This window comes from Ruegeria sp. YTSA219, from assembly GCF_059609985.1.
This window is the reverse complement of the sequence record NZ_JBXWMT010000028.1, coordinates 1-7,514: the sequence shown is the minus strand read 5'-3', so window position 1 is coordinate 7,514 and position 7,514 is coordinate 1. Positions and strand designations below refer to the sequence as shown.

Genomic DNA, 7,514 nt, shown 5'->3' with positions numbered 1-7,514 from the left:
AGATCAGACATGTTCACCGCTCGTTTTTGAACCGTGAATCACGCCGCAAAACGGAAATCAATGGGTCCTGACCCTAGCGCTCACCTGTAGAAAACTTGACAGTTACCGGGTTTGCGCCTTTAACGCGCAGCTCCGCCACATGGTCACCTGGCTTGGGTACATCGATCCAAGCATCCAGATCTTTGGCGACATTCTTGCCGTCCAGATACCATTCAACGGATTTTGCTTCGGTGCGGCCAGTGAATGTACCCCAGAGATGCAGCGGTCGGTCCGGGCGCACCACTTGCCCCTCAGAGGGGTGAATAATGGCGAGTTCGGGTGGCGCTAGTGGCAGTTTAACTTGCTTGGTGTCTGCCGTTGCGGTGAAGTAACCGTCATGAGCAAGGACCCTAATCCAAACCTTGTCGACCGGAATGGTGTTGGGGTCGATCTCAACGCTGTTACCTCTCGCACCAACCCTGAGCCCGTTCCAGCGTTCACCATCAGAAGACCATTGCAGCCAAATATCGGGATCGTAACCACGCTTGGCACCGGTCGTTTTCCAGGAAACCTTTAGACCAGACTTGCCAATGCTGGCTTCAGCCGAAGCCAATTTAACCGGCCGTGCCGGTCGCTTGCGCTCCCATATGACTGCGTCCCCCTGGCAGATGCGGATTGCAATTCCGGAGCCGACATCGCCCATTGCCGCAATGAAACTATACGGCGGTTTAGGCGGATCCTTTTTATCGCCTCCGCCGCAACCGCAGCCATCGCCATTGGCGTCGTGATTATCCATTGTGAACACCGGCGCAGATGAGATCACCTCGTCCTTGTCCCCGATCAACTGCAAAACTAGATCGGTACGCGCGCCAGACATCCGCAAGGGCCGGGTTGGAACCCGTACGAGGCTTGCGACCGAGACCTGCATGTCTTTGCCGACCTCTCCCACGATCGTCACGAAAGGACGCATCTGGTCTTGCCTGTCGACTTCCATGGCGCCTGCCCCCACCGAATTGCCGCCAGACACGCCTGTTGCCAGCGCCACCGGGTCAAATTCGGCGCGGTTCAGCATATAGTTATGCGTAAAGATCGAGACCCACCGGGGGCCGCAATAACCCATCAGATCCTCACTGTTGGCTGGCCGGTGTATTGTCCCGTCATTTGTGTCGAGGCCGTATTCGCCGATGCTCGCATCCGAATAGACAGTGTTGCCATTGCTATCGGTCGTTGTCATGCCGGTATCGTAAGGCTCGTAAAGCGGGTAGCTCGCGTTTGGCGTGCCGACCGTGCCACATGGGGCATGTGGTAAACCCGCCTGATGGCCCAACTCATGCGCCAACGTGATCGGGCTACCGGACAAGCCAGCGCCGTTGCCGCCGCTGGCGCATCCTGTGTTGCCATGCGAGCGCGGGATCGCCGCATTGACCAGTCCATAGTAAAGCCAATCGCCCTGATTACCGTCATTCGTGCGCGCGTTAGCCACGAAATTCAGGATCGGCGTCCAGTTGGGATCGCATCCCCCCGCTGGGAAATTGTTGTTTGTCAGACCTTGTGTTGTTGTCTGACTGTCGATGATACGCACATTGGGCGTACTGCCTACCGGGAAAACCCGAAGGGCAAAGCTGGTATCAGCGGCAACTTGTGCTGCGTTGGGGGCAGGCAAGGTAATATTGGCGCCGCCGCCCATCGGTGGACCGTTATAGCCAATTGTGACGGCTGCAACGCGCAACTCTTGCTCAAGATCGACATCAACAAGCTGTTGGGCCGTGCCGCTGCCTCCATAGCAATCGTCTGGCGACGAGACAGTGATAGAAAGGCGCAAGAGCCCGGTCATTACGTTGGCAGGGATAATGAAGTTCAGCGTCGCATCAATGTCGCGTCTCTCTGCGTCGTAGCTTGAGAAACTGTCCTGCGCTGTCACCGGGGCATTGGTCGGAACGATATTGGCCACCGTGGACCAGATCCCACCAACCCGGCGTTCCACTTGAAGTGTGCCACTGACATTGCCGAGCTGCCCATTATCGAAATTCGGATCCTGCCCACTGCGCAGATATGTCCGCACCCAGGCCGATTTATTGGCAACAAGTTGAAGGGAGTTGTCCGGGCCGCGGTCAGCTGGATCAGTCAGATGCTGGTTGGCTCGGAAATACTGAATCGCCTGCGTTACCTCGACCCCGTCGATGGATAGATCCGGCGGGTTCTGGAAAACGAGGTCTAAGCCCTGACTTACTGTAGGAGGTTTACATTTACCGGTCACGACGATTTCGACCCGCACTCGGGTCGTTTGGTCGAAGTCAGTCTGATCGAAATCCCAGCGTCCCAGATCGGGGGCCGGTAAAATCTGCGCAATGGCAGCGCCGGTGTCTGTATTGACGATGCGCACAGTCACTGAGTCAGCGGCGCAGACCTTCCAGCGGATTTTCAGAACCTCGCCGGGTAACAGGCAGTCGTCGTTCTGATGCCCTTTGACGATAAACTTGAGAATGTCAGCGCTTGTACCTTCGAATTCAGCCAACATCGTGCCGCTTTTTCGATAGTCCAGGAAACGATCGCAGACGCTGATCGTTTGGGTCGGAGGAATGATCGCCAAACCACATCCTGCACTGGACGGGACGATCACGCAGATGCGTTCGTCTGACCACGAGGTCGGCACAGCGATCGGACCGGGGTTCATCGTGCCATGCTGGGTGAACTGCACTTGCCCCGCAATATCGCCAAACCCGCACCCGCAGATCGCAACCGTGTCACCGGGGCAGGCACGCTCTGGGTTGATCTTGGTCACGGTGTAGCATTCGATACTGCACCAGTTTCTATAGGCATCCGTGATGCAATCCAGGATGGGCTGGCGGACACAAGTTTGACAGCAAGGCACTTGTCCGCAAGGGGTTTGACCGGTGCAGATGCACATCACATATTCGAGCAGATCCTTAAAATGACGCCCTGCGTGCGGCTTCTTGCAAATCAGGTTGACAGCTGCTTCATGAAGCGCGGTCAACACCTGGAACCGGCAACGTTGTTCAAGCAGCGCGCCGACGTATTTGATCATTGTTGGTCTGTGACCACAGGATACATGCATGGCCGCAAAGACCATCAAGCTCATGTCTTTGTCAGCGATCAGGGACTTACCGGTGGGGCAGACATGGTCGGAACAGCACACCGGGTTGGGTTTGGATTTGATGGGCCTACAGCTGTCATCATTGCAGTCGTCGGAAAAAATGTCCTGCAAGATACCGCCTGCATCATCCCCGGATGCGCCGCCACAGCCGCAGCCTGTTGGCGACGTGGCACAAAGAGCATTGAGTACATCCACATAGCGCCCCTTGGCAGCGACGTCTCCGTTCAGAACACTCCAGGCATCACTAAGCGAGTTGTCAAAAATCGCAAGCGTCGGGCGGATGCACTCAAAGAAGTGAGTGCGCTTGCGCAGCAACCGATCAGCATCCGCAAGCTCAAGCGCTTCCTCAATGTCATCAAGAACGCTTTCTGGCAAAAACGGCTTATCCGGTGCAGCCCAGCTTAACGGGCGCCTCAGGTGACACGCCAGCTTCTTTGCCGGGATGGCGACGTCGATTTTAATATCGTCGGTGCAGGAACAATCCTCAATCTTGAGCCGAGCTTTATGGATGCGCACGCCATCGCGGTCGCGCAGCTTTATCCGCAATTCCATCGGACCTGCACATCGACAGTCTTCGGGTATTTTCGACGAATCCACTATGAGCACAAATCGGCCATCGGCGGCCGTCAGGACGCATCCAAGATCGATCTTACAGCCGTCTCGCTTGCGCCAGCCATCCCCAAATACCGCCTGAATCTTGACCAATATTCCGTGTACGGACTGACCGTTTTCCTGTTGGGTGACACGACCGAAAACAGATTGAATAAGACTGGACATAGCTAAAGTAAGCCTCCGTTTTAAAAATGAACTTCTGTCAATTTCTCTTGGGAATTGCGCCAAATAGGACGCTTTACACCAATCTCGACCAAGTGTGATTTGCAAATTTTGAATAGTGTTAATGCTGTTTAAATATGCTTTTATTTTGCGCCAAAATACCCAAAATGTCAATCAGATGCCACCTAGGGCGTCACCGCTCGGAGGCATTATCAGCAATGGACACCGCACTTCTTCCGCACGGTGCCAAGTGCAAAATGCCGCACAGCTCTGACGTGAAGAACAGGTTATTGTGCAATTTTACCGCGCACGCAGCCAAAAGCACTGAGCGGCCCATAAGAGACATTCGGCACCCTGCTGGCATTCTGCGGTCGCAGCCCGCATTTCGGTCATTCGCTGCAATTGCAAATTTTGGCGCTGCTCGTACTCACACATTGCGGACGAAGCTGCCGGTTGCTGAACGTCTGCTTCCCGTTAACGCTGAATCTCAGACGATCCACCCAAAGACATACCCCGCCCCAAGCGAACCCAGAACTGCAAGCAGCAGATAGAGCATCAACGGTTGCAGTTTGAGCACCGGTGCGATGGCCATAGCACCCCAGATGCTGACCGCGCCGCCCGAGACAAGGAAAGCCATCGCCGCGCCTTCGGACATGCCGTTGTCGATCAACCCGCGTGTCAGCGGGAGCGCAGCGTAACCGTCGATATAGGCCGGGGCACCGACAAAGACAGCGGCGGGTATGGCCCACCATTTGTCTTCGCCAACATATGCCGCCAGTGCGCCCGGCGTCAGTGCGGCGTTTAAGGCATACTCGGCGGCAAATGCCGGGATCAGGCAGATCAGGATCAGCCGCGTGGTCGCCCAGAACTGTCTGCTGAAAGAATGCCTTCGTGCCTCAGACCGCCATACCCATGGATCAAAGGGTTGATCCCTGCCGCATCGTGCGGCACTCAGTTGGCGCGCAAGACCATTGTCTCGAAGCGCGCTCATTGCCCAAGGTGTCTTGGCGAATAGCCCTGTGATCACGCCCCCGAATATGCCTAATCCGAAAGCTGCGAGTGTTTTGCCGATCGCAAAGCTCAAACCCAGTGTCGCGGCTGTTGTCGCGAGCATCGCCGGATCAGTTATTGGGGAGGACAGCCAGAATGCCATGATCGGAGCAAGTGGCACGCCCGCTGCCAGCAATCCGGCCATTAAGGGCAGCACCGTCACACCGCAGACCGGCGTGATGGCTCCGATGAGCGATGCAGCCAAAACCGTTCGCAACGTCCTGCCCTCGAACGCGCCAGCGATATGGGTATCCGCGCCGCTGGCGATGATCCAAGCTGCTAGAACGATGCCCGGAATGACAATGGGGGCAACGACAATTAGACTCCATACGACGAACATTGCTGCGTTTGCGGCGTGTTCCGGCCAAGCAAAACCTACACCTGCCAACAGAAGCAGAAACAGGCCCCACACTAAGGGTTTCCGGTTGGGCGGTCGGTTGGCAGCTGTCTGATCGGACATGAGATACTCCTCTGACCTTGAAAAATAGTGCGGCGCGAGGCATCTGTGAAACGCATAGTTTCAATTTCCGATATTGGAAAAACAAATGGAAAACCTGGATAGCGATCTTTTGCGAACCTTCATCGCCGTGGCCGATGCCGGCAGTGTCACAGACGGTGCCGCCCGCATCCACCGGTCGCAGTCTGCAACGAGCCTTCAAATCAAGCGCCTCGAAGCGATCCTGGGTCAGCCGGTCTTCGACAGGCATGGTCGCGGGGTGGTCCTGAGCGACACGGGACGAAAGCTATTTCCAGTCGCGCAGGACGTGACGGCACGTCTCGATGCGGCACTACGAGAGATTTCCCAGAACACGGTAAGCGGGAAACTACGTTTGGGCATACCCGACGATCACGGACGAACGAAACTCGCGGCGATCATTGCGACCTTCACCCGCCATCATCCGAAAGTCGAACTGGATGTCACATGCGCTCTGAGCACCAGTTTTCCCGAGGCCCTCGACAAAGGTTCGCTGGACCTTGCGGTCTATGAGGTCGAAAACCCGTCCAGCCATGAAGAAGTTCTTTATGAAGACCCTACTTGTTGGGTGTCGTCGGCGCGCTGGAATTTTCAGATCGATGAAAGCCTTCCGGTAGCCTTGTTCGATCATGCATGCTGGTGGCGCGACGCGGCAGTCAATTCATTGCAAGCCCGCGGAGAGCCATATCGCGTTGTATATTCCAGCCAGAGCGTCTCTGGCGTGATTGCAGCGGTTGAAGCTGGGATTGCAGTAGGTCTACTTGGTCGCTCGTCGTTTCACGCAGGTCTATCGGTGGTGAACGACGCATTGGGCTTCGGAAACACGCCTGCCTCCAAGCTGGTGATGGCATCCAGCAAGCCGAAAGAACAAGGGCCTCAGGACGCTATGAAGGAGGCGATCCGAGCCGCATTTATGGCCAAGCCATAAAAAGCTGACTTTCGCTGCGCTCTGTCGAATGGGCAGGTCGGACTAGGTTCCTGACATCGGAGGCGGCGCGGCATCCTGTGGTATGACGCCTGTGTCAACGTCGGGTCGTCGTTTTGGGAGGGCATGGCGGATCGGAGGATTAGTCATGGAAATACCAAACTTACCTGCCATTCGCGCACTTTGGCCAGCCTGGAACAAAGGGCCGCATTGTCGGTCAGAAGCGGCCACTGAAACCTAAGCATGTCTGGGCAATCTGGGTGCGGCTTGAATTGGCAGAGAACCATCGTGATCTTGCTCTGTTCAATATGGCAATCGACAGCAAGCTTCGCGGCTGCGACCTTGTGAAGAGGAAAGTTGTGGATGTGCTGGCGTCAGGCCAGATCAGGGAACCCGCCTCAGTGCTGCAGAACAAGACGCAGAAGTCAGTTCGGTTTGAGATATCGGAAGGCACCCGCACATCCGTCGAAAAATGGATGGAATACGAATTGATGGTCGGATCAGAGTATCTTTGGCTAGGCCGTTTTCATGAGCGCTTTCACATATCGACACTTCAGTATGCGTAGATTGTTCGGGACTGGGTCACGTCGATCGGACTGGAAGCCAGTGCATATGGCACGCATTCGATGCGGCGAACGGAAGTCACTCAGTTCAACAAGAAGACTGGCAACTTTCGCGCCGTTCAGCTTCTGTTGGGGCACACAAAGATGGACAGTACAGTCAGGTATCTGGGCGTTGAACTTGAGGATGCCTTGGCCATTGCTGAAGCTATTGAAATCAAACATCTCTGGGCCGCCTACACGGTCGGCCCTTACCGGTGACTCGACATGCCGTCACGATGCTGCGGTCGCAGCCCACTTTTCGGTCATTCGCTACGACAGCAATATCTCAACACAAGCGAACTCACAGAACGCGAACGATACTGACTTTCGCTGCCAGCGCACCAACGGCAGCTATTTACGCATCGCGTCTGTCGCAAAGAGAAAGAGGCAAAACCGGATACAGGCCAATCACTTCGGACAATTTGAAACGGGTGCCCTGGTACTTATTCACGTCGACGCCGCACGAACTTACGGCTTTCAAACTAAGTTTTCGACGAAATTGGTAGCGAACTTATTACTAGGGTCAGGACCCATTGATTTCCGTTTTGCGGCGTGATTCACGGTTCAAAAACGAGCGGTGAACATGTCTGATCT

General features: G+C 55.5%; 3 protein-coding genes and 1 pseudogene. 2 read left to right on the top strand and 2 right to left on the bottom strand.

The genetic code is table 11. The features are described 5' to 3' along the window. Positions 1-73: 73 nt before the first annotated feature. Both AC2FFB_RS19905 and AC2FFB_RS19900 read right to left on the bottom strand, forming a co-directional pair. Complete coding sequence (locus tag AC2FFB_RS19905) at positions 74-3,871, bottom strand: hypothetical protein (protein WP_496875347.1); 3,798 nt, start codon at positions 3,869-3,871, stop codon at positions 74-76. Between the two features lie 484 nt (positions 3,872-4,355). Next, positions 4,356-5,378, bottom strand: a complete 1,023-nt coding sequence (locus AC2FFB_RS19900) for a permease (RefSeq protein WP_496875346.1) — start codon at positions 5,376-5,378, stop codon at positions 4,356-4,358. 85 nt (positions 5,379-5,463) lie between these two features. On the opposite strand from AC2FFB_RS19900, the gene AC2FFB_RS19895 reads away from it, so the two are divergent. Together AC2FFB_RS19895 and AC2FFB_RS19890 are read left to right on the top strand one after the other, a co-directional pair. Beyond that, positions 5,464-6,321, top strand: coding sequence for a LysR substrate-binding domain-containing protein (locus tag AC2FFB_RS19895; RefSeq protein ID WP_281973970.1), 858 nt, complete (start codon positions 5,464-5,466; stop codon positions 6,319-6,321). 145 nt (positions 6,322-6,466) lie between these two features. Further along, positions 6,467-7,139 (top strand): annotated as a pseudogene (locus AC2FFB_RS19890) (tyrosine-type recombinase/integrase). Positions 7,140-7,514 lie beyond the last annotated feature (375 nt).

Bases quoted from the DNA above. Each gene is read 5' to 3' on its own strand.
- AC2FFB_RS19905 (WP_496875347.1), bottom strand. From the start codon at position 3,871: ATGTCCAGTCTTATTCAATCTGTTTTCGGTCGTGTCACCCAACAGGAA.
- AC2FFB_RS19900 (WP_496875346.1), bottom strand. From the start codon at position 5,378: ATGTCCGATCAGACAGCTGCCAACCGACCGCCCAACCGGAAACCCTTA.
- AC2FFB_RS19895 (WP_281973970.1), top strand. From the start codon at position 5,464: ATGGAAAACCTGGATAGCGATCTTTTGCGAACCTTCATCGCCGTGGCC.